Source organism: Exiguobacterium acetylicum DSM 20416, assembly GCF_000702605.1.
In the GTDB taxonomy this organism is placed as follows: Bacteria; Bacillota; Bacilli; order Exiguobacteriales; family Exiguobacteriaceae; genus Exiguobacterium_A; species Exiguobacterium_A acetylicum.
On the sequence record NZ_JNIR01000001.1, the window covers coordinates 1,242,217 to 1,264,293 of the forward strand.

Annotated in this window: 30 protein-coding genes; 12 read left to right on the forward strand and 18 right to left on the reverse strand. The window is 47.2% G+C overall.

Annotated features, from left to right (window positions below):
• Nucleotides 1–31: 31 nt before the first annotated feature.
• From P401_RS0106785 to P401_RS0106805, 5 genes are all read left to right on the forward strand, one after another.
• Nucleotides 32–751, forward strand: coding sequence for an alpha/beta fold hydrolase (locus tag P401_RS0106785; RefSeq protein WP_029341811.1), 720 nt, complete (start codon nucleotides 32–34; stop codon nucleotides 749–751).
• Between the two features lie 81 nt (nucleotides 752–832).
• Entirely contained in the window at nucleotides 833–1,540 is a 708-nt protein-coding gene (locus P401_RS0106790; protein WP_029341812.1) for a hypothetical protein, read from the forward strand.
• A 10-nt stretch (nucleotides 1,541–1,550) separates the two neighbouring features.
• Nucleotides 1,551–2,255, forward strand: a complete 705-nt coding sequence (locus tag P401_RS0106795; RefSeq protein ID WP_029341813.1) for an AAA family ATPase — start codon at nucleotides 1,551–1,553, stop codon at nucleotides 2,253–2,255.
• Nucleotides 2,256–2,360: 105 nt separating this feature from the next.
• Nucleotides 2,361–2,708, forward strand: a complete 348-nt coding sequence (locus P401_RS0106800) for a hypothetical protein (protein WP_029341814.1) — start codon at nucleotides 2,361–2,363, stop codon at nucleotides 2,706–2,708.
• Complete coding sequence (locus P401_RS0106805; RefSeq protein ID WP_029341815.1) at nucleotides 2,689–2,907, forward strand: helix-turn-helix domain-containing protein; 219 nt, start codon at nucleotides 2,689–2,691, stop codon at nucleotides 2,905–2,907. The genes P401_RS0106800 and P401_RS0106805 overlap by 20 nt, the downstream gene beginning before the upstream one ends.
• Here P401_RS0106805 and P401_RS0106810 read toward each other — a convergent pair.
• The 3 genes from P401_RS0106810 to P401_RS0106815 form a co-directional block, all read right to left on the reverse strand.
• Entirely contained in the window at nucleotides 2,882–3,292 is a 411-nt protein-coding gene (locus tag P401_RS0106810) for an SRPBCC family protein (RefSeq protein ID WP_029341816.1), read from the reverse strand. The genes P401_RS0106805 and P401_RS0106810 overlap by 26 nt on opposite strands.
• 75 nt (nucleotides 3,293–3,367) lie before the next feature.
• Nucleotides 3,368–3,598, reverse strand: a complete 231-nt coding sequence (locus P401_RS18435; RefSeq protein WP_034786006.1) for a hypothetical protein — start codon at nucleotides 3,596–3,598, stop codon at nucleotides 3,368–3,370.
• Nucleotides 3,599–3,600: 2 nt separating this feature from the next.
• A complete protein-coding gene (locus P401_RS0106815; RefSeq protein ID WP_029341817.1) occupies nucleotides 3,601–4,881 on the reverse strand; it encodes a right-handed parallel beta-helix repeat-containing protein in 1,281 nt (426 codons plus the stop codon).
• A 116-nt stretch (nucleotides 4,882–4,997) separates the two neighbouring features.
• Between P401_RS0106815 and P401_RS0106820 the strand changes: the two genes are divergently transcribed.
• The gene (locus tag P401_RS0106820) at nucleotides 4,998–5,576 is read left to right on the forward strand and encodes a hypothetical protein (protein WP_029341818.1); all 579 of its coding nucleotides are present in this window, start codon (nucleotides 4,998–5,000) and stop codon (nucleotides 5,574–5,576) included.
• Between the two features lie 35 nt (nucleotides 5,577–5,611).
• Here the strand turns inward: P401_RS0106820 and P401_RS0106825 are convergent, their stop codons facing one another.
• Nucleotides 5,612–6,226 carry a histidine phosphatase family protein gene (locus P401_RS0106825; RefSeq protein ID WP_029341819.1) on the reverse strand — a complete coding sequence of 205 codons (615 nt, stop codon included), beginning with the start codon at nucleotides 6,224–6,226 and terminating at the stop codon, nucleotides 5,612–5,614.
• Between the two features lie 144 nt (nucleotides 6,227–6,370).
• On the opposite strand from P401_RS0106825, the gene P401_RS0106830 reads away from it, so the two are divergent.
• Nucleotides 6,371–7,246: an alpha/beta hydrolase gene (locus P401_RS0106830; RefSeq protein WP_029341820.1), complete on the forward strand. Its 876-nt coding sequence runs from the start codon at nucleotides 6,371–6,373 to the stop codon at nucleotides 7,244–7,246.
• Nucleotides 7,247–7,485: 239 nt separating this feature from the next.
• On the opposite strand, the gene P401_RS0106835 is transcribed toward P401_RS0106830, so the two are convergent.
• From P401_RS0106835 to P401_RS0106890, 12 genes are all read right to left on the reverse strand, one after another.
• A complete protein-coding gene (locus P401_RS0106835; protein WP_152548185.1) occupies nucleotides 7,486–8,172 on the reverse strand; it encodes a hypothetical protein in 687 nt (228 codons plus the stop codon).
• A 20-nt stretch (nucleotides 8,173–8,192) separates the two neighbouring features.
• Nucleotides 8,193–8,723: a nucleotidyltransferase family protein gene (locus P401_RS0106840; protein ID WP_029341822.1), complete on the reverse strand. Its 531-nt coding sequence runs from the start codon at nucleotides 8,721–8,723 to the stop codon at nucleotides 8,193–8,195.
• Between the two features lie 152 nt (nucleotides 8,724–8,875).
• Nucleotides 8,876–9,799 (reverse strand): DMT family transporter, encoded by a 924-nt coding sequence (locus tag P401_RS0106845; RefSeq protein WP_029341823.1) that lies wholly within the window; start codon nucleotides 9,797–9,799, stop codon nucleotides 8,876–8,878.
• 105 nt (nucleotides 9,800–9,904) lie between these two features.
• A complete protein-coding gene (locus P401_RS0106850) occupies nucleotides 9,905–10,375 on the reverse strand; it encodes a hypothetical protein (RefSeq protein WP_029341824.1) in 471 nt (156 codons plus the stop codon).
• A gap of 31 nt (nucleotides 10,376–10,406) precedes the next feature.
• Nucleotides 10,407–10,724, reverse strand: coding sequence for a hypothetical protein (locus tag P401_RS0106855; RefSeq protein ID WP_029341825.1), 318 nt, complete (start codon nucleotides 10,722–10,724; stop codon nucleotides 10,407–10,409).
• 29 nt (nucleotides 10,725–10,753) lie between these two features.
• A complete protein-coding gene (locus P401_RS0106860; protein ID WP_029341826.1) occupies nucleotides 10,754–13,198 on the reverse strand; it encodes an ABC transporter permease in 2,445 nt (814 codons plus the stop codon).
• On the reverse strand, nucleotides 13,195–13,944 hold the full coding sequence (locus tag P401_RS0106865) for an ABC transporter ATP-binding protein (RefSeq protein WP_029341827.1): 750 nt from the start codon (nucleotides 13,942–13,944) through the stop codon (nucleotides 13,195–13,197). The genes P401_RS0106860 and P401_RS0106865 overlap by 4 nt, the downstream gene beginning before the upstream one ends.
• Before the next feature lie 96 nt (nucleotides 13,945–14,040).
• Nucleotides 14,041–14,463, reverse strand: coding sequence for a cytidine deaminase (locus tag P401_RS0106870; protein WP_029341828.1), 423 nt, complete (start codon nucleotides 14,461–14,463; stop codon nucleotides 14,041–14,043).
• 10 nt (nucleotides 14,464–14,473) lie between these two features.
• Nucleotides 14,474–15,244, reverse strand: a complete 771-nt coding sequence (locus P401_RS0106875; protein WP_029341829.1) for an ABC transporter permease — start codon at nucleotides 15,242–15,244, stop codon at nucleotides 14,474–14,476.
• The gene (locus P401_RS0106880) at nucleotides 15,241–15,942 is read right to left on the reverse strand and encodes an ABC transporter ATP-binding protein (protein WP_029341830.1); all 702 of its coding nucleotides are present in this window, start codon (nucleotides 15,940–15,942) and stop codon (nucleotides 15,241–15,243) included. Before P401_RS0106880 ends, P401_RS0106875 begins: the two co-directional genes overlap by 4 nt.
• A gap of 96 nt (nucleotides 15,943–16,038) precedes the next feature.
• Complete coding sequence (locus P401_RS0106885) at nucleotides 16,039–16,479, reverse strand: NUDIX domain-containing protein (RefSeq protein WP_029341831.1); 441 nt, start codon at nucleotides 16,477–16,479, stop codon at nucleotides 16,039–16,041.
• 55 nt (nucleotides 16,480–16,534) lie between these two features.
• Entirely contained in the window at nucleotides 16,535–18,133 is a 1,599-nt protein-coding gene (locus P401_RS0106890) for a M3 family metallopeptidase (protein WP_081834723.1), read from the reverse strand.
• Nucleotides 18,134–18,292: 159 nt separating this feature from the next.
• Here P401_RS0106890 and P401_RS0106895 point away from each other — a divergent pair, with 159 nt between their 5' ends.
• Together P401_RS0106895 and P401_RS0106900 are read left to right on the forward strand one after the other, a co-directional pair.
• Nucleotides 18,293–18,499, forward strand: coding sequence for a helix-turn-helix transcriptional regulator (locus P401_RS0106895; protein ID WP_023468455.1), 207 nt, complete (start codon nucleotides 18,293–18,295; stop codon nucleotides 18,497–18,499).
• Nucleotides 18,496–19,194, forward strand: coding sequence for a DUF3169 family protein (locus P401_RS0106900; protein WP_029341833.1), 699 nt, complete (start codon nucleotides 18,496–18,498; stop codon nucleotides 19,192–19,194). The genes P401_RS0106895 and P401_RS0106900 overlap by 4 nt, the downstream gene beginning before the upstream one ends.
• A gap of 44 nt (nucleotides 19,195–19,238) precedes the next feature.
• Here P401_RS0106900 and P401_RS18560 read toward each other — a convergent pair whose 3' ends face one another.
• Nucleotides 19,239–19,388, reverse strand: a complete 150-nt coding sequence (locus tag P401_RS18560) for a hypothetical protein (protein WP_156772514.1) — start codon at nucleotides 19,386–19,388, stop codon at nucleotides 19,239–19,241.
• Nucleotides 19,389–19,488: 100 nt separating this feature from the next.
• Between P401_RS18560 and P401_RS0106910 the strand changes: the two genes are divergently transcribed.
• Together P401_RS0106910 and P401_RS0106915 are read left to right on the forward strand one after the other, a co-directional pair.
• Nucleotides 19,489–19,671: a hypothetical protein gene (locus P401_RS0106910; protein ID WP_029341834.1), complete on the forward strand. Its 183-nt coding sequence runs from the start codon at nucleotides 19,489–19,491 to the stop codon at nucleotides 19,669–19,671.
• 6 nt (nucleotides 19,672–19,677) lie between these two features.
• Nucleotides 19,678–20,541 carry an NAD-dependent epimerase/dehydratase family protein gene (locus tag P401_RS0106915; RefSeq protein WP_029341835.1) on the forward strand — a complete coding sequence of 288 codons (864 nt, stop codon included), beginning with the start codon at nucleotides 19,678–19,680 and terminating at the stop codon, nucleotides 20,539–20,541.
• Between the two features lie 45 nt (nucleotides 20,542–20,586).
• Here the strand turns inward: P401_RS0106915 and P401_RS0106920 are convergent, their stop codons facing one another.
• Nucleotides 20,587–21,576, reverse strand: a complete 990-nt coding sequence (locus P401_RS0106920; protein ID WP_160171457.1) for a phosphotransferase — start codon at nucleotides 21,574–21,576, stop codon at nucleotides 20,587–20,589.
• 87 nt (nucleotides 21,577–21,663) lie between these two features.
• Here P401_RS0106920 and P401_RS0106925 point away from each other — a divergent pair, with 87 nt between their 5' ends.
• Nucleotides 21,664–22,065 carry a VOC family protein gene (locus P401_RS0106925; RefSeq protein WP_029341837.1) on the forward strand — a complete coding sequence of 134 codons (402 nt, stop codon included), beginning with the start codon at nucleotides 21,664–21,666 and terminating at the stop codon, nucleotides 22,063–22,065.
• The last annotated feature ends 12 nt before the right edge of the window (nucleotides 22,066–22,077 follow it).

Below are 22,077 nucleotides of genomic sequence, written 5' to 3' on the forward strand. Positions count from 1 at the left end.
CTTTTATTCCCACTAGAATAGGAGGGATCATATGTCTTTCGATTTAATGACGTTACCTGAAACGACGTTACACTATCGTCTGATTCTCGGAACTTCCAATCAACCGACGTTTATCTTTGAAAATGGATATGGACAAGATCTTTCAACTTGGCAACCAATCATGGATCAAGTTGAAGGACTAGGAACGATCTTGATGTATGACCGTACGAACATCGGTGGCAGTATGCCCTATGATTCCGAGACTAGTCGACAGAGCGTGAATCGCCTTCGCCGTTTGATTCATACTTTATCTCTCAAACCACCATTCATTCTTGTTGGTCATTCCTATGGCGGCACGTTAGTTCGACAATTTGCATCGCAATATCCAAGTGAAATAAATGGGCTATTGCTCATTGATGCAACACCAGAGTCCTATATTCAACGCTTTTTACCAGTGATGCCAAACACGTTCCAATCCATTTACAAAAAACAATTCACGCTCGAATGTACATACGAAGATTTTAAAGAGAGTATTGAAGCGACGAACGTTGATATCCTCTACCCATTTCCAGTCATTGTTCTGTCTGCTGGTAAAAAGGATCATTATTCGCGTGAGGCGCAACTATTGTGGCACGAATTGCAACGACAAACTGCTGCACAGTCGATTCAAGGATCATTCATCGAAGTTGTCAACAGCCGGCACTTCATTCAACAGGATGCTCCCGATATTGTTGTCGATGCGTTACATCGTTTGATTTCAGGTGATTCTTAAACCCTTTTCAAAGGAACTATTTCCCATTTCCAAACGTATTCTTAATATAAGCTTGATTCGACACACTGATTGGAGGCACCTATGTATTCGATTCCTAGCTACTTCACACTCTACTTAAAAATCATGCTGACGGATAAGATTCCGGTCTTTTGGTCGTTGATTTTCCCGTTGATTCTCGCCTTTGTCTTCGGATCACGCCTCGACTTCACCGAGAACAGTTTCCTCTCGTTCCTCGCGCTATTTTGGGGCTATATCTTACTTTCGATTTACGTGAATGGCATCGGTCTCCAGCTTGCCCGAATGCGGGAGCATGGTTTGATGAAGACGTATATCATGATTTCCGGTAGTAAGATCGGTTGTATTCTCGCACTCGTACTCGTTCAGCTCGTGTTTGCAGCCGTTAGTTTAACGGTCTTTACGACGATCCTGATGCTCGTATTCGGCTTCTTCTCAGCTTTGACGTTGTTACTCGCTTATCTCGTCTTGTTGCTCAGCATCCCGCTTGCTTTTGCAAGCATCGCCTTGACGATGCTTCCGGCTAAGATTTCGAGTATGTCGACATTGATCAACATCGTCATGTATCCCCTGTTCTTGTTCGCAAGTAACCAACCGGATCGCTGGTACAGTTACTTGAATCCTTTTTATGTCATGAAAACACTTGGTCTCGCCGTCTCCGAGCACGTTACGGGAGCATCGTTACTTATCTTGACCGTCGTACTCGTCGTTTATCTGTTACTTGGTCTATTCTCTGTCAAACGCTTTAATCTCATGTCATTGCTGACCCGATAGGAGGATTCAGATGCACGTCCAACACATACGCTTCAACTATCCGAAATCACCTGACCTGTTACACGATGTCTCCTTTTCGCTCATTCCCGGAAAATTGAACGTCTTGATCGGGATGAACGGTGCCGGTAAAACAACACTGTTTGATTGCATGACCGGTGCCTTACCGATCACGTCCGGTGAGCTTGATTTACCCGATATCTCGGACATTCTTTATTTGACGCAATTCATCTATTACTCGGACGAACTAAAGGGCAAGGATGTCGCCGTCTTCGTCGGTCGGCTCGCCCGTTTGAAAGCATATCGCAAGCAAGAGACGTATACGCTTCATCTGAAACAGCCACGAGAGCTCGATCTATTCGCTCACCTGTGGGAGATGAAAATCGGCAAGATGTCCGCTGGCGAAAAGAAATGGTTGTTCGTTACACTGTTGACGACAGTACCACGTTCGCTCTACATTTTTGACGAGCCGACGAGCGGGGTCGATCCGGCAACACGACTTCATATCATGCGACGCTTCGAGCAGATGACCGCAAACGGTCAAACGTGTCTTTTCTCGACCCATCAACTACACGATCTATTGCATACGGACGCTCATGTCATATTTCTCCATCAAGGTCGTATTTTGTACGAAGGTGACTTCAAGGATTGGTTGAACCGATTCGAGACGACCGATCCAGACGTCGCGTTCGTTCAAATGCTTGAACTGGCAGGATAACGTTAACCACCTCTTTTTTTGAGGTGGTTTTTTTATAATATTTGAAATACAGGTTTTTAATAAACATGTACAGGATATACACATTATAAGAAAGGAGGTCGTCCGATGCATTTCATCTCTGGTCAAGTTTTTATTACGAAGATGGATTCACTTTTCAACGAAGAGGAATGGAATCGACACGTCTTATACATCACTGCGAATTCAGCAGCTATCCACTTACAAAAACGATCTACCACCATTCTCTCGCATCCTATGGAATATCAGATTTCGTTTCTCGTGCATTTACCAACTCTAGAAAAACGACTGATCGTCAAAACGAATCAACAGGAGACGCGTCAATTTTTCTTTGATTCAATGGCTTCCATCGATTGTATGTGCACTAGTTTAATGCCGTGGACGAATCCAGGGCGATTCAATAAGGAGGAAAACGTTCATGTCCATCAACACTCTTGAACAACGCATGAATGCCGTCCTCGATTGTTTGGCGGCCGCAAAGGACTACCAACGCATCGCCGGGCGGCATGATGTGTCGTATCAACAATTGTATAACTGGGTCCGGCGCTATGAGAGCGGCGGTATTCCTGCCCTGACGGATCGCCGTGGTCGGAAGTTACGAAGCGAACGACTTACTTCGACTCAGCATACGCTTTGAACCGATCAAGGATCGCCTGCCAACCCGCTTGTTGCATCTCAGGCGGGTTAATCGTTTCGGCATCAAACGATTCGACGACTTCGGTTTGTTCCCCGTTCCGAGAAAAGTCGATCGTCACCTGACGACCATCCTCAAGGACATACGCAATGCGCTCATAAGGAACGATCGCCTCATATGTACCCGTGAAATCAAAACCCACGCTACCGTCTTTTGCTTCCATTCGATTCGTGAATTGACCACCGACCGTCAAATCATTCGTTGACGCCGTCGTATGCCAATCGTCAGACGCTGCGTTCCAGCGTTTGATGTCTTCCGGTGCGTTCCAGATCTCCCACACGGTCTCGACCGGACGATCAATCACGGCTTGAATCGTTAGTTTCGTCATCTTTCTTCCTCCTTACTAATTTGAAGTTCTCTCCTTTTTTCAAGAATACCTAGACGAATTCCTTGTTTTTATCGATTAATTCAGAGGTGATTTTGCGCTCTTTGTTTTCCATACCACAAACAATAGAATCGCCGGAACGAGACAGATGATTGCATCGGTAACGGTTGGTAGGCGTAATGCTGAGCTTGTTAAAAAACGAACGCCTTCCACCGTCCAAATTATTAACATCAAGGCGGTCAATATTCCGAGTCGCCAGCGTCTCGGAATCCGGATCCAGTAAGCGAGTAATCGTTCCGATCGCTTCATTCTCATTCCACCTTTCGAACGGCTTTCAAGAAGCTTTGTTCCGTTTTATAGGAGGCCTCGCGCCACATGAAACGTTTTGTATGCTTGAACGTATTTTTTTCAAACTGGTTCCCCGAACTCGTCTTGAAGTAATGGGCGACACTTAACGAACCATCGAATGTGTTTCTGATGATCGTGTTATCATGGACGTCATGCTGGACGAGCAATTGACCACCCTCGAGCCCTTTCGTATCATTCCCGATCAGCTGATTTTGCTCGATCCGGACATGTTTTGTACCGCCCCGCTTCGTGTCATACCCACCGATCGCAATCCCGGTGTAGACGTTTTTCCGTACATCATTCTGGCGGACGATGACATCTTCTGCGTACCGTCCGGCATGTTCACTCGTTACCTCAATCCCGATGTCACTCGCTTCGACGAGATTCTTCTCAATTGTTAGGTTTTTCCCACCATCGACATAGATGCCGGCTGCATTGTATTCCTTCCCGTAAGCAGGATTCCCGTAGCTTGACGTCCGGTAGACACGATTTTCCGACACGACGCCTTCACGGACGTAGTCGTCTTTCTTCGATCGAGCGATTCCCTCATATCCGATCAAATCAATGCCGATGTTGTCGTTATCCCGTAAGACGTTCTTCGTCACACGGAAATGTTTGACGTTTCCGTTTAAGACGAGAGCTTCACTAAAACCGAGGCGATTCTGCTCGACTCGGTTGCCGGTGATCGTCAGGTGACGAATCGCTCCCGTTCCGTAGACGGCGATTCCGTGTGCATTCCCATCTTTCGCGAGCGTTTTGATGTGGCGGACCGTATTGTTCTTCAACGTGATGTGTGATCCTGATCCTGTAATCAAAATACCGATCGGTGTCGCGTCCGTTCGTTTCGACTGAACGGCTTCGATCGTCAGACCTTGAATTGTTACGTATTTCCGATCCTTGATCTGGATGATTGGTAAGGTGGCGTCCCGATCTTTGATGTTTTTCCCGCTTAACGTGACCTGCTCGTCTTGATAGTTTCGGAAGGAGATCGGGCGTTCTCTCGTTCCGCTCTGTCTAACGTTCAGTGCCTCGTGATACGTTCCCTTTCGCAAGTAGACCGTCGTACCCGCAGTCGCTTTTTGCGTCGCTTGTCGGATCGTTTTAAACGGATGCTTCAACGTGCCGGTATTTTCGTCACTGCCGTTCGGTGCGACGTATAACGATTTTGCCGTCGATTCGGCCTCTTCACCCGTCGAGGCACAACCGACGAGCAGGACGGTTGCTAATAACCATTTGCCGTTCATGATTTCCTCCTTTATTTAGCGAGAACATTGTTGGTATAATCTAGGTATCATTTCTAATTTTTTGAATATTTAATTTTATCCCGATTTACTATGACTATGGAAAAGAGGAACACTTCATGAAATATGCGCTTTTATTCACCCTTCCCTTGTTGCTTGCTGGTTGCACAACGGAAGCAACTGTCCTTCCAAAAGAAACCGTCAAGATTAAGAAGTCTTCCTTTTCGATTACACCCTCTACCGCAAAGGACGAGTCGCAGCAACAGCGGACATTTTTCTTGACTGGTACACTCGATCGCCCACTTCAGCTCAAAGCGGTCCAATTTGACGATACAAAACCACCAGAGGTGCTGATTGACAAATCGATTCCTGCCGGTACATACGATCGCACGCCGTTCCAGTTGACATATGATTTGAACCTGCTCAATAATTCGCATGCCTTTACGTATTCGCTTGATGCGAAGAATGGTATTCCTGAGACGAAAACGGCGTACACCTTACCTCAAAACGTCCAGACTGACAGCGGTCAATTCAATGATCAGAAACAGACGAATGTCTCCTTTTATCCCTTACTCCTGAAACGCTATACGACTGGAGAATCGATCATCGGTCGTTCGATTGACACAATATCCTCCCCTCATCTAAAGGTCAGAAAACAAGAGGGCGCAATTTTGATCTATTTGACGAAATCACGATAAGGAGAACAGCGGACCGAGAAAAAAGTCCACCGTTTTTAGTCCGTCAAGACGTGCGACATGTCAGCTTCTAATCGGATTATGGCTTCCCCATCCGTGTATTCGACGATCGTCAAACTCGTTCCATGAATGAACGGCGGATCCCATAAGGTCGCGAACGGTTTACGTTGAAGATGTGTCAGCAAGATGTTAAGGAAGATGCCATGGGTGACGATTAAGATGTTTTCGTCTTCTTTATGGTCTGCCAGTCGTTCCAAAAACGATAGAATGCGCTCCCGGACCGCGTCAAAGGACTCTCCACTCTCCGGTATGTACGTATGCGGCGTTTGCCAAAATGCAGCATGAGCAAGTGGATGCGCGACTTCAATTTCCGCTGCTGTCCTCCCTTCCCAGGCTCCCATGTGCATTTCACGCAATCGATCGTCGATGGTGACCGGAATCGCTGGATCGAGATCCATCATTCGAACTGTTTCTCGGACGCGACCAATCGGACTGATATAGAGGTGATCCAGGTGCATTTCACGTAAGCGGTGACCAAGGTCCCGCGCATTTTGCCTGCCCTTTGCTGTCAAGGGAGAGTCTTCCCAGCCTTGCATTCGTTTTTCTAAGTTCCATTCCGTCTCGCCATGACGCGTCATGTAAAGTGTTGGCATCTGTTCCATCCTTTCGATTTCTAGTTTCTTTCAAAAGTGTATCAAACTCTGGCTGTTTTTTCCTGCAACTAAAGAAAACGAATCTAGAAGAGAAATTCTCCCATCCGTTCGGTATGATGAAGATAGACCTAAAGGAGGAATTCGATGAATCGCCAAGAGATGATTGACCTTGCCAAACAAATCCGCTCAGATGAGGAACGTCCTCAAGTCACACCTCCTCATTCACCGCAAGCGACCACGACTACGCTACAAGTGCCGACTTCAGTCGGAGACGTTCGAGTGTTGTGCCACTCGCCAATCGATGCAGTAGAACCGTTACCTGGATTCATCAGTTTTCATGGCGGTGGTTTCATCACCGGAACGCCAGAGATGGATGAACCATGGAATTTGTTTCTCGCTGAGACCGCCAACTGTCATGTTCTCAATATTGAGTATCCGTTAGCGCCGGAGCATCCATTTCCCACTCCGGTCCACGTCGCCTATGAAGTCGTTCAGTGGATTTTCCAACATGCTGATACGCTACGCCTCGATGCTTCACGTATCGCAATCGGAGGGCATAGTGCCGGTGGCAATCTCGCGAATGCCGTATCGTTATGGAACGCTGAGCAGACAGATCCTGTGCCGCTCATCACTCAAATTCTGGACTATCCTCCGCTTGATCTCGCGACGGACCCCGCGGACAAACCGTTCTTCGAGGAAGCGATACCGGCTGAGCAAGCACGGCAGTTCAATGCGATGTACATCGCGCGATCGGAAGACGCATACCACCACCTCGCTTCGCCACTCTATGCGGCTCAACTCGATGCGTTACCACAGACGCTCGTCCTGACGGCGGAGCACGACTCGCTGGCGCAGGAGGCGCGGCAGTATGCAAAACGCCTTCAGTCGGCAGGTGTCGCTGTTGAACACCAGGAATTCGCTGGTCAAGCTCATGCCTTTACACACCACGGTGACTTAGACGCGGCGCTTCAGGCTTGGCAACGTATCGCGGATTACCTCAAGTCCGTCTATCGTTCGTAAGTATAAGGGGGCTGACTCAAAAGTCAGTCTCTACAAAGATAAGGGTGGCAGAACAATCATCTGCTACCCTTATCGCGTAAATAAAGAATGACGCGTTTCACGCCACTCCTACAGGAAAAAGCGCATTTTTGCGCTGTCAGAGACAAACAAGACCCGCTTACCTGCTTGAATAAAGCAGGTAAGCGGGTCTTGTGTCTCGCCTGAGGAAAGGGCGTGAAAAGACGCGTCATTCTTTTTTTCTACTCGGTGAGAAGCGAGTCAATCGGACTATCTGGTGATTTCTGAATCAATCGCATGGTTGTCTCTTCCGGTCGATCACTGACGATCCACATTACGTCTTTTCCGTTTTGGTAGGCAAGATTGAGCTGTTTCCCTTGCTTTTGAACGTGTACCTTCAATCCGTTGATGGTACGTACCCGTTTTCCAAATCGTGCCGGAATCTGCTCACTTTTCAGTCGTGTCTCAATTACCGTATAATGACGATTCGTAACAAGTTTCGTCGTCATTTTTTTCTTGTTTCCTTCCCACGCTAGACTCCCTTCGATCGACTCGCCTTTCGTGGATTGATCCCGAATGAGATCCATAGAACTGCTTAACATCCAGTTCGACTTCTTTTCATAAATCATCAGCGAATCGAATCGTCCATCGATGACGCTTGCTAGCAGTAAATTATAGTCACCGAACCGAGCGTCCACTCGGAAATCGTCTTGCTTTAACGTATAGGTGGACTTGTCACTCAAGTCATATTTAAACTGATGTTCGGCCGTCTCTACAGCAGTCGGATAGGAGCCACTGTCGAACAAACTCGTACCATCAACGTGAATCTTTTCTTTCACCTCGACATTCTTTTCCGGTGCGCACCCGCTGATACAGAGGAGTCCTACTAGTATAAGCGGTATCGTTTTTTTATAACTGATTCGTTTCATCACATAAGCTCCTTCTTGTTTCATTTACATATTTGTAGACCTGGGTCGTCTTGCCATCCTTTTTCGATCACTCGTCGCTGAAAAATCGAATGACGCGCGGTACCGATTTGAAAAGGTGGCGTCGGTCGAATGATCCGATGAGTAAAGTCACTTGCACCGTATGGAAGATAGAGTTCAAAATCGGGTCGTCTCGTTACGCCGATTGCCGTGACGGTCTCAGGGAACCGCGAAATCGCATCCGTTACGGACTGATAAGGTGGTAATCCATTGACGAGATGCATTCGCGTTTGATTCTTAACAGACCACGGCAAATTCAATAATTTTCGTAACTGTTCTTCATGACGTTTTTCCGTGGCTTCCGAAAGATCAGTAGGATCAAAATAGACGATATCGATGTCCGATGTCGCCTGTCGTTCGATGTTCCAAATCTTCGAACGTAAGACACCGGCACAGATCCACCAATCCGGTAGATCTAGTCGTTCTACGATATCTAGCATTTGTTGTAATTCCAAATCTTCCCGTAATCGTCGTTCGATATCAGATTGATCCATTCGTTTCCCCTCGCATCTACTTTCTATTTGATGATTCTTGCTTCAGTTTACCTCAATTCCTCTATCAGGAAATCATTTCCTGTGTTTTTTAAGAAATGATTGAAAACAGCTCGTTCTCAACGTATGCAACCTTACGTTCGAACGAGCTGTTTTTAAATGCGGATCAACACGATACCAGCTAGCATGACAAGTAGACTGACGATTTGCACACCGGTGACCGGTTGTTTTTTTGCACCGAACCAACCGAAACGATCAATCAATAGGCTGCCGGTCAGTAAACCAATCGTAACGATGACGACGGCGAGCCCTGTACCAACGAGTGGAACGATGAAAGCATTACCGGCAACGAACAGTGCACCGATCAATCCCCCGATCCAGATCCAAGCAGGTAAGGATTGCGAACGATCGATGTGCCACTTCGTTCGGAGGATCAGATTCAGCAATAATAAGGTGATCATACCGATGACGAACGAGATCAAGGCGCCTTTGACGGCTGACCCGAGAACACTTCCGAGATGACCATTGATCGCCGTCTGGGCAGCACTCATTATACCGGTTAGAATTCCGAGCAGACGCCAGACAAGCAACGAGTTTTCTGATGATGTCACCTGTTGCTTCCGCCGTCGTGCGAAATAGTCACCTAGCGCGACCGTCCCGACGACACCGAGTAACACAAGCACTGCGCCGATGACTCGTGTCAGTGAGAGTGAGGTGACCGTTGACTCAAACAATCCGAAATGATCGATCAACAGTCCCATGATGACCTGACCGAAAATCGGCATGATGACCGTTTGGACGCCTCCGAGTCGCGGAAAAAGCAGGATGTTCCCCGTCAAATAGATGACGCCAAGCAGTCCCCCACCCCAAATCCAGAACGGTTCATCGGCAGTAGCCGTAAGACCTGTGAGATTCCCATCGACGAGCAACACGAGAATCAGTAAGAAGAGTGAGCCGATCGAAAAGGAAATCAGTGAAGCGAGGAACGGCGATCCCACGACGCTCCGTAGTCGTGTATTGACACTCGTTTGAACCGGTACGAGTAGACCGATAATAAATCCAATGATGATTGCAAGCATTCGAGGACCTCCTTCTTCATGTGCCCCTTCATCATACGGCAGTCGAACAAGCTGAGGCGACCGGAATGCTCAAAAAGGAGCCGGTTCATCGACCGGCTCCACGGATTAGATCTTTTTCCACGATTTCGGATACGTCCGCAGTTCCTTCTTCGTCGGATGCTCAGCATCGAGACGTTTTCCGTTTCGTTCAAGCAACATATCGGATACGAGCAAAACAATCGCAAGGACGACATAGACGGCAAAACTGAGGAAGAATGGCAAGTCGAATACGATGATCAGCGGGAAGAATAATCCCATTAAGATCACGAACAGAAAATCGGTCACATACTGCCATTGAATGATTTTCTTCATCTGTGGTTCTACCGTTAATGCCATATCACGTTCGACTTCTTGTGAGTGAATCCGCGCAATCCAGACCAATGCCACAAGTAAAAAGAACAATGGCCAGTATACGTCACGATTGGCGACGACTAATAAGATACTGACGCCGTACAGCAACGAGCTGTACAAACGTGGTTTTGCGAGTTGACGCTTTTCTTCTTGAATGAACGCGATGCGTTCGGTTTTCGTTTTCATCTAAATCCCCCAACTGATGTGACGTATCTTTTTAATCTGATCGAACCGTCCTTGATCGACCGATGTACTCGACTTTATTCCGAAGTACACGATACATACGGTATTCTCCCGTCGGTGCCGACTTCAGCTGAACGGCAATCTGATGACGTCGTGATTTCGATGATTCCGACGCTACGAAGTACGGTTTGACCGATGCGATATCATCGCGTCCGAACTGCTTCGTCACGTGTCGAACGACTTGTACTTCAACAATCTGTTCATAGGTCGCATCCCGTTCATCTGCGATCATCCACCAGCCGACACCGCTAATTATTACGAGTAATAGAATCGCCCCGATCGTTTTTCGCATTTCGATCCCCCCGGTTCACGTGCCCTTATTTACTGTTTCAATTCGTGAACGAGGTTTTCCTGCTTTCGTCGGGTGACGAACCAAGCGATGCTTATGACAAGCACTATTAAACCGACAATGGTTCCGGCAATCGTCGGTACGTTGAAGTAAAATGATCCCGCATCATCAATCCGTGTCACGAAGAAGGTCGCACCAAGTCCACTGATCAGTCCAAAGGTGATGCCGCTCCCAATGAATAAGAGCATTTGAAGGAGTGTCAGCTGACGGAGCTTGTTCCGTGTCAACGCAATCGTTCGTAGCAATGCGTATTCACCTCGTTTTCCACTCACGAAACTGAGTAAGGCGTTTGCAAGTCCGAACCAGACGGATCCACTCATGACGACAAGCGCAATCAAGAAGACGAACCAGCGTTCCGTCGTTTGTTGCTCCGCATCGCGAAGTGCGTCAGATAGTCGATTCACTTGCAATGTCGGATAACTTTCTGTGATCTCTAATAATGTTGTGGTCACTTGCGCCTTCGTTAACTCGGACGGAACGTCGATAAAGACATTCAAGATGTGATCGTTTGGTTGCCGCAGTTGCTCGTTCCGCCAATCCACGAGGACGTCTGGTGCTATCTTCTTTTCAATTCCAACGATTCGGAATTGACCGACCGAAACGTTTCGTTCTTGTTCCCCGTCCCATCGCCCGATTGGCAACATATCGCCTTTTTGAAGACTGTGTGTTTTAGCAAAGGCGCGTGAGACGATGATTCCTTCTGTGTCACTCGTCTGCTCTCCCGCTAAGACATCAAGACGACGATAATCCGTCACTTCGTATTCGATCGAGACATCTTCTTGAGGCGACTGGTATTCGAAGGAATTGCGAGACGACAGGAAGGTCGCTCTTGCGCCAGGTAGGTCGGTTTCAATTTGTCGAATCAATTGCAACGGGTTTCCTTGCGATCCTTCATCCAAACGACTCTTTAGGACGACTTCTGTCGGATATTGGCTGATGATGTACTTCCGCTCGTTTTGTTGCACCGTCTCAAGGAACGTCGAGCCGATGACGACGATGATCATCAATACTTGAACGATCAGCATCAACCAAGCATTTTTCCGTAGTTGCGGTAACACGCCCCGGAAGGCAACGAAACTCGTCGGTCCCGCTAACCGACGAACAATCGGTTCCGCTCGCTGGAGCACTCCCTTCAAGAGGAGTGGCGTCGCAAGGTGCATCGTCAGTAAAAAGGCGACGGTTGCACCGAGCCAGGCGATTGCCCGTGACCCATCCGTACTGGCAATCACTTCAGCGAACAACACCAAACTGACAGTCAATCCACTACTGAACAGGACGAGACGTTTTCGTCGAGTCGGTCGTGACGCCGTTTTCATATTTTCTCGCAAGACTTGGAGTGGTAACACATCCCGTTTTCGGTAAGCCGTACTCGCGAGCAACAGCAGAATCAACAAAGCACTACCGAACGTTACGAGCATCAAGAACGCTCCCTGATCAATCATGAGGGAGACGATCATTTTACCCTCTGTCGGCCATACGAGTTGACCGAGTAATGGTAAGCAAATACTACTAAGAATCGTAAGCATCGTGCCCGCTAAGACAATCAATCCAGATTGAACGAAGAACAGTTGAAACAGTTGCCGTGTCGTCGCCCCAAGCGTCCGCATGATCGCAAATTGAACAGCATGTTTACGTAAATATAAGTCGAAGTTCGCCATCAAGATGAAGCCGGAGACGACAAGGATCAGTACGGATAAGATTGCGATGTAGCCGTTCAGCGCTGGTGAGAGCGCCTGTCCTTCCGCAAGTTCAACACGGAGCTTCGGATTCGCTTTGACGAGTCTATCGGCATAGTGAACGGCATCTGTCTTTTCTTTCAGATCAACCAAGACGGCTTTCGTTTCGATCGGATGATACTTCTTCAGATCAGCATACGAAAGCAAAAGTTGATCGTGCGAAGCTTCAGGTGTTTTCGCACTAGGTAAAATCTCACGGATTCGATACGTCTTTTCTCCGACGCGAAGCGATTGCCCGACACTACGGTTAAGCGCCGTCGCGAGTCGAGCTGACATGATCGCTTCTCCCTGTTTCAAATCATTCGTGAAATGATACCGACTTTTCGTCAGGGCGTCCGAATGAACTCCCATCGTTTCCACGTCGGCCATCGTTTGACCAGCGACGCGCGCTGTCGTCTGTAGGATCGACTCTGCGCGCGAGACACCTTGATTCTTTTCAAGTTGCTCAAACACGGACTGATCCGTCCGCTCGTCTTCTGGTGTATATTTGACTGTCAGATCGACTTGACCATATTTTTGTACACGATCTGTCTCGATTGCGGCTTGATTATGTAGTAAAAAAATGACCATCGTTAAGACGAGACCAATCGAAATCATGACACTTCCGATTGAGGTCACTAGAATCATCGAACTTTTACGGTACAGTCGGTGGGAAAGACGGAAGAGATGTTGTCGTTTCATATAGCCCCCACGAACTTCTCGTAGGTCTCTAAGATCGGCGCCACGTCACCGGTCGACGGCTGATCGGCGACGATCTGTCCGTCATGGAAATACAGTACCCGCTTCGCATGAGCGGCTACGGTAGCATCATGGGTCACGAGCAGGATGCTCGTCTGTTGTTCGCGATTAAGTTCATGTAGCAACTGCATGATTTCGGCAGATGTCTTGAAATCGAGGTTCCCCGTCGGCTCATCCGCTAAGATGATCGGTGGTCGACTAATCAAGGCACGTGCGATCGCAACACGTTGTTGTTGTCCACCCGACAGCTCTTTCGGTCGATGATTGTTCCACTTCGTCAGTCCGACTCGTTTGAGCCAAGTCTCTACCTCTTGATTGATCGTTTTATCATCCATCCCCTTCAACATCAAAGGTAAGGCGATGTTCTCCTGGACCGTCAAGTCATCGAGTAAATGAAACGATTGAAAGATGAAGCCGATATGTTGTTGTCGGTATAACGTCGCAGCAGGTTCAGTGAAGATGTCGCGTTGCCGTTTTTCCTTTAAGGTCAACGTTCCGCCGGTTGGCGCGTCAAGCGCTCCCAGGATATTCAACAGTGTACTTTTCCCGGAGCCACTCGTGCCCATGATGGCGATGAATCCTCCTTCCTCTAACGTAAAGCTGACTTGCTTCAACGCATGGATCGTCTCCGTTCCACGTATGTAGGTTTTTGATAACCGTTCGACTTCTAATAAAGCTGACACGCAAATCCCTCCTTAATTATTCAGTCTTTATCATAACCATAATAAGGATTTTTTAGAAGTAAATGCAAAAAACCCCTCATCCAAACGACGAGGAGTTACTGGTTATTGTAGGACATATTTCAATGGAATCAAATCCGCGATCCGGACTTTCGTCAACTGATCGTCGATCGTCAAGAGGACAAACGCGTCCGGTGCATAATCGGAAATCAATTCGCGACACATGCCGCACGGACTGACGACACGAATCGTTCGGTCCGTCTCATCCGAATAAGAATGTCGGACAGCGACGATCGTCTCAAAATCCGTCAATCCATCCGTGATGGCGGAACCGATCGTGATGGCTTCCGCGCACACCGTCACCCGTCCGATATAGGCTTCGACATGAACACCCGTTTTCGTCGCGCCATCTTTTGTCCGCAACGCAGCTGCGACGTGATGTTTATCGTCAGCGTAACGGCTTTGAATCGTTTCGGTTGCTAGTTCGACCAGTTGTAGGTCGGCTTCTGTAATCGGATAAGTCTGCATAACGTGCTCCTTACGTGTCTTTTTTCTTATAGGTCAAACCGATGAATTGTGCTTTTTCATTGAACAGTCGACGGTAGGATAGAAAACCAACGAGGACCGATGCCATCGCCGCCGTCGTCAAGATCAGGAATAGAATCAATAGTTGATAAAGGACTGCTTCCATCGGATCCGCGCCACCGATGATCAACCCACTCATCATCCCTGGCAGTTGGACGAGGCCCATCGTTTTTTGCGCTTCAATCGTTGGAATCATACTTGTCCGAATCGCGCCTTTTAAGCTCGTATCAATCGCTGTCTTCGCATCTCCACCAAGCGAAAGAATCAGTTCAATGACCTCGTCGCTTCGTTCGACCTCGTCCTTGAACTTATTAAGAAACAATAAGGACAAAATCATACAGTTCCCAATGACCATCCCGCTGATCGGAATGACTTGCTGGGCTTCAAACGGAATGATTTGTAATCCAAGCAAAATGCCCATCGTCAATGCTTCGACCGCAATCAGTGTCAACAAGATGATCCACTGGATCCCAGGAATCCCGTCCCCTTTACGGATGACGTTCAGTGTCGCTGCACCGATCATCAACAGAATCATGAGTAACATGAAAATTGGACTGCCGCTCTCAAAGACGAACGTCAGAATGTAACCGATGATCAAGAGTTGGACGATTGATCGAACGGTTGCGATGATGATGTCCTTCTCTAAACCAAGCTGTAACGTCCGTGCTAAGACGAGGGGGATCAGAATGAAGATTAGCGAAGTTGCCAGTTGGAGGTAACTCATACCGATTCCCCCTTCAAGAATGCTTGCGTCTCGGCTTGACCACTTGAAGCGAGTTCTTTAAAATCACCAGACTCGATCAATCGTCCATCCTTTAAAAACCAGACGTCGTCGCTGACCCGCTTTGCTTGCTCTAAGTCATGCGTAATCCAAATGATTGTCGTCTGTAACTCCTGCTGTAGATCAAGGATTAGCTTCTCAATCTCTTGTACCATTCGGTAATCGAGACTTGCCGTGATTTCATCGAGCAACAGGACGTCTGGACGATTGACGAGTGTCCGTGCGATTCCAAGTCGGCTTCGTTCGCCACCGGACAAATCTTTGACCGGTCGCTCAAGTTCGACGGATAGTTCGACTTGTTGTAGCAAGCGTTCCGCCTCCTCGCGTGGCAACGATTCCCCGAAGATCGATTTCGGTAAATTGATATTATCGTAGACGGTACCTGGAATCATCGGCGCGCTTTGGAACGCCATTCCGATCCGTTTGCGGACGTCGAGCAGATTCATCTGCTCGAGTGGTTCGCCTCGAAAACAAATTTCGCCGCGATCGGGAGAAATAAGTCCGTTGATGTGTTTCAATGTCGTGGATTTTCCGGCACCACTCGGTCCGACGAGCGTCGTAATGACACCTTCTCGGAACTCACCCGTTATTTCGTGTAAGATGTGTTGATAGCTGACTTCGTGAAACGTAAGAATCGACATACTGTGTGTTCACCTGACTTTCTACAAATTTCGGGTAATGCTCCTGTAATGTTGTACCCGAAAATCCGTCACCTTAGTACGTCAAGCAACACTTCCTTACGCGTGAATGATCTCTCCGGCAAAATCATATGGTACCGTTCGACCAGCAAAGAGCGATTCTTTTGACGCTTCCGGTAAATTGAGGTGTTTGAACGCTTCTTCACGGTCCATCCAGACGAGTCCGGAAATTTCTTCTGGGACATTCGTCTGCAATTGACCGGAAGTGATTTCTCCCGCGAAGAAGAAAAAGAGACAATGTTCCCCCGCTTGCGGAAAGAATGCTTCTGCCACATGGACGATGTCACCTGGGATGATGGTAAATCCTGTCTCTTCTAATACTTCACGCGCGATTGCCATATGTAACGTTTCGTCACGTTCGACCGTCCCACCGGGCAATGTATAGTAGTCACCGTGATCGTCACGATTTTCAACCATCAATAACTGACTGCCTGTGGCATTGAATAAGGTCGCATAAACAATGTTTTTTCGTGTGTTCATGTTCATCCTCCTATCGTTTTGTACATCTGCTATTTCTGATCAAAGCGTGTTGTTTTTAATATGTCTTTTCTAACTCATTTGTCCAAATTTCAATTTGACCTTCTAGGAACGCCATCAACTCTTTCATTTCCGCATCACTTGGTAAGAAGGATACTCCCGCTCTCGCATAGACGTCTTGAATCGAATGGGTGTGACTAAGCGCTAAAGCTGCAAGGAAGTCCTTCATCGTTTGGTCAGGATCTTTCGTAAAACAGTGATACAACTGAAGAGCAGCAATTTGGGCTATCGCATATTCAATGTAATAAAATGGCGTCTCAAAGAGATGAATGACACTCATCCATTCGAGGCCTTTCCAATCGAGCGTTTCCGACCAATCGATGACGTCCGTATCATACGTCTCCCGGAGACGAGCAAAAGAAACTTGGCGCTCTTCCGGCAGATGGTCCGGGTGAGCATAGAGCCACGACTGGAAACGATCAACGATAATCGTTTGTGGCAAAAACTCCACTATGGAACGAATCTGTTCGAGTTTCGCTCGGGCAACGTCTTTTCGACCTGGAATCACTTGGTGCCACTCGTTCATCGACAACAACTCAAGTGACATAGCAGCGAATTCCCCTACTTCAAGCGGAATCGGTTGTAGTCCATCATACGTCTCTTTCATCGCATCATGATGGACGGCATGCCCGATCTCATGCATAAAGATGACGAGATCATCAAACGTATGGATGCGATTCATGAATAGGAACGATTGTTGTTCGACCGGTAAATACTCACAAAACCCTCCGCCCGCTTTATTCGACCGGGCACCGATATCGAGATGATTCGTATGTCGCATTTCTCTTAATACGTCAGCAAAATATAAATGCACGCTCTCGAGGATTGCTTGTGCCTTGTCTAAGAATGAAGTATCAGACCCGGTTACATGATGATCAATCTGCGTATAGGCCGATTGCCGAACGTCCCACGGATGGAGCGCCTGTTTGCCGAGAAACGTTTGTTGCTCGAGCTGAAATCGCTGTTTAACCGGCAGAAAATAAGTTTGAATGATGCTGGCGTAATGATCGACATCCTTGCTTGTATAATCGATACGTCCGAGCTCCGCAAAAGCTAATTCTTCGTATCCCGACTGACGCCTTGCAGAAGCACGCGCTTGTCGCAAGTCGACGAGTTGCGAAAATAATCGTTGAATGACAGATTCATTCGTCCGGAACGCTTCCTCAATCGATAAGAATGCTTGTTTCCGTGTCGGCTCATCTGCATCAAATAAGGCGGCATAGAGATCAGAAACCACTTCTCCCGCTTCTGTCAGCATCGTTGCCTCATTCTGGAGATACTCTTGAATGAGACGTGCTTCCTCTTCCGTCACAGACGTCGCTCTTAGTGACTGTTTCCAGAGTGCTCGCGTTCGAATCGGAACGTCGTCGCGCGAGATAAAATTCATTTTTACCGAATGTCTTAACGTATCGAGTTTGTCTGATAGCTGCTGACGTCCTTGTTCGTATGTATTAGTTGCGTCCGAGTCTGTCACGTCCTGGAGATACGTGATTTTTTGTTTGAGCAATGTCTCTTCCATTTGGAGAATCGAAGCAATCTGGTGCGTAACATTCTCATCATTATTAATAACATTGTTTATACATGACTGAGATTTCATCGACGGATTTCACATCTCCTTTCAACTTATTCCAGTATACAGTTTATGCCAACGATATGATCATTTTACGAACAAATGACTATCATGTTGTCTTTTTTGACTATTATCGTTGTCAAAAAGACTATGATAAGTTACATTATATAGGAGGTGAATCCCTATATGAAATCCCGTTTAAAAGAATTACGTGCTCGCCACGGATGGAATCAGTCTGAACTGGCACGGCGCGCGAACATTTCTCGCCAGACGATCAGCTTAATCGAACGCGAAGAATTTATGCCGTCGCTACTGATCGCCGTCAAAATTTCTCGTGTGTTTGACACACCGCTAGAAGACATCTTTTATTTCGATGAGGAGGAATTAACATGAACAAGGAAGCAGTCAAGGTCATCATCGCAGGATTACTCGGTTTCATTAGTAGTTATATCGTTATGTTTGTCCTCAAAAATACGCATTTGTCACAGTTTGAACGATCGCTCTATCTTGATTACATATTCACTGGTCTTTTCGTTATCTTGACGATCTTGACTCTCAGTTACATCGTACGCTATTTGCAAATTCGTCAATTGACTCGACGCTCCGTTTCTTCCAACGAAGAGGACGCGATTGACGATCAAGTGAATCGCTACTATGCGGACGGCATGATGATCGTGCAGTTCTCCAATCTTCTCAGCATCGGACTTGCATCATTTAGCATCATTGAAAACCAGTTCGGACTTCATTTGATACTGAGCGGACTCTTTTTTATCATCAGTAGTCTTGTCTCTGTTTTTTATCTTAATCTCATGCATCATATATATCCGGACCGTCAGTTCCCGAAGTACTCGGAAACAAACTATATCAAAAAGCTGTTCGCTGCTTCAGATGACGGCGAGCGACACGTCATGTTAGAAGGACTCATCCGTTCACAATCTTCTTTGCAACTCCTATTAATGGGTATTATCGTCGTATTGGTCGTGTATTCATATGAGACCGGTCAATCTCAGATCTTCGCGATCAGCTTATTGATTTTCGCCTTGATCTGGAGCAACGCAAAATATTTTCTCCATGTACGCAATCGCTAAAAAGGAGCATTCAGTCAATCGACTGGATGCTCCTTTACATGCCTTCAAAAATCACGATGATTTTTTTGTTGATGGACATCATGTTGATTCAGTGTATATTCCTGATCGTCGAGCGAGCGATGTTTCGATTGACTCCGCGCTGAAATGAACCAGACGACTCCACCAACGGCGAGAAAAATAGCAATGAAGATCATAGACACCCTCCTTTAGATTCCTTTTTTACTTTATTCTTCCAACACCTTTATTTTTCCTTTACGATAAGGTAGAAGATAAAAATAATCAGGGGGAGTTAGGATGTTCGGCAAAGAACCGACATGTATTCATTGCGGCAAAACGATTGAAGGAAACGAAAAAGTCTACATCCAGATGCGCTATCCGAAACATCGCGGGATGACGGAAGTCAAAGCATACCTAAAAAGCGAAGGACGTTTCATTTGTGAGCAATGTTTCGCTGAAAAGACAGAGTCAAAGGGGTAAGCATCCATGAATCTGAAAGAGAGTACGATTTTAATTACAGGAATGACCGGGACGCTTGGCTCTCGTGTTGCGCGACGTTTTCTAAAAGAAGCGCGTGAAGTGCGCGGTTTGTATCGCTCTAAGGAACAAGCGGATCAATACGCTTTCAAAGGTGTCCACGCAGTCATCGGTGAGCTCGGTGATCCGGATTCGCTTCTTACAGCACTTCAAGGTGTCGATCTGTTGATTCACTGTGCTGCCTATCTCGGAGATGATCCCGATTTAGCACAGGAAGCAAATGTCACTGGTGTACAACATCTCGCGGATGCTGCGACAAAAGCTCGTGTCAAGCGCATCGTTCACATCTCGACGACTTCCGTGTACGGCGAAGTCGTGAGTGGACATTTTACGGAAACGTCACCGCTCCTACCGTCCGAGCACGTCTACATCCATACAAAGCAGGAATCCGAACGCCTGTTACAGGAAAACACACCCGATTCCGATTTAATCATCTTACGCCCAGGATCAATTTGTGCCGAGGAGCAGTCCTATTGGGGGGATCGTCAAGTCGAGCGGATGAAGGAGGCGGATGTGATTACCTGGGTGCATCCGTATGATGTCGTCCCGTGGGTCCATACGGATAATCTAGTCGAAATGATCGTCCTTGCCGCAACAAATGCGCATAATGGGGATATCTTCAATGCAATCGATTCGAATCTACCTGAGACGGATTTCCGGATGAAGTTGATCACAGCAAGTGACAAGCCGTACCAAATACCGAAGCGTGCAGCGGAACACGCGACATTTGCGAATGACCGAATCAAGCAACTTGGTTATATTCCGATTCGCACTCCTGAATCAACTATTGAACAGTTGGTCAAATCGTTTTAATAACGAAGAGGCATCGAATCGAGTGATTCGGTGCCTCATTTACGCTTATCTTACCGACATCCACTTGATCCAGAGATTCCGGTCGTGCGCTCGTAATTCTTTTATTGTTAAAACGACTTGTTCTGTTCCAAGGACTCGTTCCGCTTCAGGGATCCCACTTTTCCCGAGTGAGCGCTCCAGATTAAAATTCAGCCAGTCCAGCTTTCCTTGAACACTGCTATCGATGACGTGCGTCCAGTCGACATCAGGCAAAACTTGATTTGTTGCGTAACCGTCAAGAAATGCGTTAAATCGAACGCTGTCGAACGTATCGTTTTCCTGCTTCGACCAATAACAGGCTGTCTCGAACACGTCGACGGCTCGATGAATCAGACCCGCAGACTCCCAGTCAATCAGGACTGGACCCGTTGGTGTCCAGAGGACGTTCTTTGGATCGAGATCACGATGACTGACGATCCAGTCTACTGGCAGTTGTTTCTGTGCTTTCTGTGCTAATCTTTCAATTCGTTGCAAATGTTCCTGCTCTTCCATGAATAGCTGCAGCCACTTTCCTTGCTGCCGTTTTCCTTCTTCTAAATGACCGTTCCAATCGATTGAAATAATTGAGGTATCCGGCTTTATAAAGCCAGTCGTAGCTATGGAAAGACCGTGCAATAGTCCTAATTGAACTCCGATTTGTCGTGCATGTGCCGATCGAAGCTGGTCGGTTGATAACGTCTTGCCATCGATCCAGTCAAACAAAAGGTAATCCGATCCGTCAATCGTCTGTACCGCTTGATCGTTGATGCAACGTGCCGGTAATGCTGCTAAGTGAAATGACGCTTGCATGGCGACCGCTTCTGACATCTTAAAATTATTTCGTGCTTCAGGGCGTCGCATGATGTCCGGATTCAATCGCTTTAAGACGTAAGATCCAGTCGTCGTCTGTAGTCGCCATGTCTCATGCAAGAGTCCGCCTGTCAATCGTACAGGTTCGCTAATCATTTGCCCTAATAAAAATCGTTCACAAATCAAATTCATCGTTTGTTGCATCATATTCTCCATTTCGTTCGTTCCAACCGATCCGTGAAATGCTACACTAGTTCTGCATGATTTCATTGAACACGAAGGAAGGTTTTTAGTATGAAACAAATTCATCACATCTGTATTCAGACAACGGATTATGCTGCGTCTAAACAATTTTATGAACAGCTTGGGTTCTCACTCGTTCAAGAGTCGCCTGGTTTTCACGACCGCGCCTTTAACAGCTGGTTACGTCTCGGTGACTTCTATATCGAATTGCAAACACCCAAATCGGGTCAGCCGTTCACCGATTATACGAAGCAAGCAGCGGGTCCCGTCCATTTCGCACTTTACGTTGACGACTTGCAAGAAGAAGTAGCACGCCTCGAACGACTCGGGATGCCTTTCCTACCGAAACACGGCGGAAACATCTACTTCGTCGTCGATGGTCATCTCAGCAAATTAAAAGCACCCGAAGGAACAATCATCGAGTTACGGGATACGTTTGCGATTCATGGTTGAATCTTGAAAATA

What these genes read in the sequence shown, in the direction of transcription:
- P401_RS0106785 (WP_029341811.1), top strand. Translation starts at nt 32, where the DNA reads ATGTCTTTCGATTTAATGACGTTACCTGAAACGACGTTACACTATCGT.
- P401_RS0106790 (WP_029341812.1), top strand. Translation starts at nt 833, where the DNA reads ATGTATTCGATTCCTAGCTACTTCACACTCTACTTAAAAATCATGCTG.
- P401_RS0106795 (WP_029341813.1), top strand. Translation starts at nt 1,551, where the DNA reads ATGCACGTCCAACACATACGCTTCAACTATCCGAAATCACCTGACCTG.
- P401_RS0106800 (WP_029341814.1), top strand. Translation starts at nt 2,361, where the DNA reads ATGCATTTCATCTCTGGTCAAGTTTTTATTACGAAGATGGATTCACTT.
- P401_RS0106805 (WP_029341815.1), top strand. Translation starts at nt 2,689, where the DNA reads ATGTCCATCAACACTCTTGAACAACGCATGAATGCCGTCCTCGATTGT.
- P401_RS0106810 (WP_029341816.1), bottom strand. Translation starts at nt 3,292, where the DNA reads ATGACGAAACTAACGATTCAAGCCGTGATTGATCGTCCGGTCGAGACC.
- P401_RS18435 (WP_034786006.1), bottom strand. Translation starts at nt 3,598, where the DNA reads ATGAAGCGATCGGAACGATTACTCGCTTACTGGATCCGGATTCCGAGA.
- P401_RS0106815 (WP_029341817.1), bottom strand. Translation starts at nt 4,881, where the DNA reads ATGAACGGCAAATGGTTATTAGCAACCGTCCTGCTCGTCGGTTGTGCC.
- P401_RS0106820 (WP_029341818.1), top strand. Translation starts at nt 4,998, where the DNA reads ATGAAATATGCGCTTTTATTCACCCTTCCCTTGTTGCTTGCTGGTTGC.
- P401_RS0106825 (WP_029341819.1), bottom strand. Translation starts at nt 6,226, where the DNA reads ATGCCAACACTTTACATGACGCGTCATGGCGAGACGGAATGGAACTTA.
- P401_RS0106830 (WP_029341820.1), top strand. Translation starts at nt 6,371, where the DNA reads ATGAATCGCCAAGAGATGATTGACCTTGCCAAACAAATCCGCTCAGAT.
- P401_RS0106835 (WP_152548185.1), bottom strand. Translation starts at nt 8,172, where the DNA reads ATGAAACGAATCAGTTATAAAAAAACGATACCGCTTATACTAGTAGGA.
- P401_RS0106840 (WP_029341822.1), bottom strand. Translation starts at nt 8,723, where the DNA reads ATGGATCAATCTGATATCGAACGACGATTACGGGAAGATTTGGAATTA.
- P401_RS0106845 (WP_029341823.1), bottom strand. Translation starts at nt 9,799, where the DNA reads ATGCTTGCAATCATCATTGGATTTATTATCGGTCTACTCGTACCGGTT.
- P401_RS0106850 (WP_029341824.1), bottom strand. Translation starts at nt 10,375, where the DNA reads ATGAAAACGAAAACCGAACGCATCGCGTTCATTCAAGAAGAAAAGCGT.
- P401_RS0106855 (WP_029341825.1), bottom strand. Translation starts at nt 10,724, where the DNA reads ATGCGAAAAACGATCGGGGCGATTCTATTACTCGTAATAATTAGCGGT.
- P401_RS0106860 (WP_029341826.1), bottom strand. Translation starts at nt 13,198, where the DNA reads ATGAAACGACAACATCTCTTCCGTCTTTCCCACCGACTGTACCGTAAA.
- P401_RS0106870 (WP_029341828.1), bottom strand. Translation starts at nt 14,463, where the DNA reads ATGCAGACTTATCCGATTACAGAAGCCGACCTACAACTGGTCGAACTA.
- P401_RS0106875 (WP_029341829.1), bottom strand. Translation starts at nt 15,244, where the DNA reads ATGAGTTACCTCCAACTGGCAACTTCGCTAATCTTCATTCTGATCCCC.
- P401_RS0106880 (WP_029341830.1), bottom strand. Translation starts at nt 15,942, where the DNA reads ATGTCGATTCTTACGTTTCACGAAGTCAGCTATCAACACATCTTACAC.
- P401_RS0106885 (WP_029341831.1), bottom strand. Translation starts at nt 16,479, where the DNA reads ATGAACACACGAAAAAACATTGTTTATGCGACCTTATTCAATGCCACA.
- P401_RS0106890 (WP_081834723.1), bottom strand. Translation starts at nt 18,133, where the DNA reads ATGAAATCTCAGTCATGTATAAACAATGTTATTAATAATGATGAGAAT.
- P401_RS0106895 (WP_023468455.1), top strand. Translation starts at nt 18,293, where the DNA reads ATGAAATCCCGTTTAAAAGAATTACGTGCTCGCCACGGATGGAATCAG.
- P401_RS0106900 (WP_029341833.1), top strand. Translation starts at nt 18,496, where the DNA reads ATGAACAAGGAAGCAGTCAAGGTCATCATCGCAGGATTACTCGGTTTC.
- P401_RS18560 (WP_156772514.1), bottom strand. Translation starts at nt 19,388, where the DNA reads ATGATCTTCATTGCTATTTTTCTCGCCGTTGGTGGAGTCGTCTGGTTC.
- P401_RS0106910 (WP_029341834.1), top strand. Translation starts at nt 19,489, where the DNA reads ATGTTCGGCAAAGAACCGACATGTATTCATTGCGGCAAAACGATTGAA.
- P401_RS0106915 (WP_029341835.1), top strand. Translation starts at nt 19,678, where the DNA reads ATGAATCTGAAAGAGAGTACGATTTTAATTACAGGAATGACCGGGACG.
- P401_RS0106920 (WP_160171457.1), bottom strand. Translation starts at nt 21,576, where the DNA reads ATGATGCAACAAACGATGAATTTGATTTGTGAACGATTTTTATTAGGG.
- P401_RS0106925 (WP_029341837.1), top strand. Translation starts at nt 21,664, where the DNA reads ATGAAACAAATTCATCACATCTGTATTCAGACAACGGATTATGCTGCG.